Raw genomic sequence first — 2254 nt, forward strand, 5'->3', positions numbered from 1 at the left:
TCAATGAACGTTCCGGCCGCTGCTATACAAGCTTTTTGTTGATAACTACTCGTTAAGCGTGCGTTTAAAGTACCGTCGTGGAGAATATCGGAGTCGAACCGATGACCTCCTGCGTGCAAGGCAGGCGCTCTAGCCAGCTGAGCTAATTCCCCATATCTCTAGTGATGTGATATGAGTGATGAGTAATGTCATGCCTCATGCTCCCAACTTCCAGAATTTCCTAAATTCAATATTTTATCAGAACTTTTACCCTCCTAAGGTTTGTAGTCTCGGGCAGACTCGAACTGCCGACCTCTACATTATCAGTGTAGCGCTCTAACCAGCTGAGCTACGAGACTATTTCAGTTTTCCGTTGACTAAAATTTATTGACAGCTTTAAGCAAATCCACATCTTTGGGATTCTTCTTTTAACAGAGCACCTTAATTCTAGCACTTCTCTAGAAAGGAGGTGTTCCAGCCGCACCTTCCGGTACGGCTACCTTGTTACGACTTAGCCCCAGTCACTAGTTTTACCCTAGGCAGCTCCTTTCGGTCACCGACTTCAGGTACCCCCAGCTTCCATGGCTTGACGGGCGGTGTGTACAAGGCCCGGGAACGTATTCACCGGATCATGGCTGATATCCGATTACTAGCGATTCCAGCTTCACGGAGTCGAGTTGCAGACTCCGATCCGAACTGTGACCGGTTTTATAGATTCGCTCCTTATCGCTAAGTGGCTGCTCATTGTACCGGCCATTGTAGCACGTGTGTGGCCCAGGACGTAAGGGCCGTGATGATTTGACGTCATCCCCACCTTCCTCTCGGTTTGCACCGGCAGTCCCGCTAGAGTCCCCACCATAACGTGCTGGTAACTAACGGCAAGGGTTGCGCTCGTTATAGGACTTAACCTGACACCTCACGGCACGAGCTGACGACAACCATGCAGCACCTTGTAATCTGTCCGAAGAAAAAACTGTTTCCAGTCCTGTCAGACTACATTTAAGCCCTGGTAAGGTTCCTCGCGTATCATCGAATTAAACCACATGCTCCACCGCTTGTGCGGGCCCCCGTCAATTCCTTTGAGTTTCATTCTTGCGAACGTACTCCCCAGGTGGGATACTTATCACTTTCGCTTAGCCACTCAGACCGAAGTCCAAACAGCTAGTATCCATCGTTTACGGCGTGGACTACCAGGGTATCTAATCCTGTTCGCTCCCCACGCTTTCGTCCATCAGCGTCAATGACGTGTTAGTGATCTGCCTTCGCAATCGGTATTCTGTGTAATATCTATGCATTTCACCGCTACACTACACATTCTAACCACTTCACACGTATTCAAGACATACAGTATCAAAGGCAATTTTACCGTTAAGCGGCAAACTTTCACCTCTGACTTATACATCCGCCTACGGACCCTTTAAACCCAATGATTCCGGATAACGCTTGCACCCTCCGTATTACCGCGGCTGCTGGCACGGAGTTAGCCGGTGCTTATTCGTACAGTACCGTCATCACCCTACACGTAAGGCTTATTCTTCCTGTACAAAAGCAGTTTACAACCCATAGGGCAGTCTTCCTGCACGCGGCATGGCTGGATCAGTCTTGCGACCATTGTCCAATATTCCTCACTGCTGCCTCCCGTAGGAGTCTGGTCCGTGTCTCAGTACCAGTGTGGGGGATCTCCCTCTCAGGACCCCTACCTATCGTTGCCATGGTACGCCGTTACCGCACCATCTAGCTAATAGGACGCATGCCCATCTTTTACCGCCGAAACTTTAATTATAATACCATGCGATATCATAATACTATGGGGTATTAATCCGAATTTCTTCGGGCTATCCCCCTGTAAAAGGTAGGTTGCATACGCGTTACGCACCCGTGCGCCGGTCTCAAAGTAGCAAGCTACTTCTACCCCTCGACTTGCATGTGTTAGGCCTGCCGCTAGCGTTCATCCTGAGCCAGGATCAAACTCTTCATCGTTAATCTGTAAATATGTTTGGCTACAAATTAATAATGCTCAAAGAAATCGTACTCAACATGAATTTGCTTAAATTTTTTAATTGTGATTCCCTTGGTTAAACCAAGAAAATCGTGCTGTCAACAATATATCAATGAACTTCTAATTCTTTCATCTCTTTCGCCCCTTCACATCGTAACCTCGTTTCCTCGGCCGACCCTCGTGGCGTCTTTCGTTCTGAAAGCGGCTGCAAAACTACAACCTTTTTTCATTCCTGCAAATCTTTTTTTGAATTTTTTTTCAACCTCCAATTCGCAT

The 2254-nt window shown here is 47.7% G+C and carries 2 tRNA genes and 1 rRNA gene; all 3 read right to left on the minus strand.

What is annotated here, in order from left to right:
• Nucleotides 1-78: 78 nt before the first annotated feature.
• The 3 genes from DMZ48_RS06590 to DMZ48_RS06600 all read right to left on the minus strand — a co-directional run bounded on the left by DMZ48_RS06590 (nt 79) and on the right by DMZ48_RS06600 (nt 1959).
• Nucleotides 79-152: transfer RNA gene (locus tag DMZ48_RS06590), tRNA-Ala, on the minus strand.
• Between the two features lie 112 nt (nt 153-264).
• Nucleotides 265-338, minus strand: a tRNA-Ile gene (locus tag DMZ48_RS06595).
• Nucleotides 339-441: 103 nt separating this feature from the next.
• Nucleotides 442-1959 (minus strand): 16S ribosomal RNA (locus DMZ48_RS06600).
• Nucleotides 1960-2254: the final 295 nt, after the last annotated feature.

Origin of the sequence: Robertkochia solimangrovi (assembly GCF_007279655.1) — a bacterium.
In the GTDB taxonomy this organism is placed as follows: domain Bacteria; phylum Bacteroidota; class Bacteroidia; order Flavobacteriales; family Flavobacteriaceae; genus Robertkochia; species Robertkochia solimangrovi.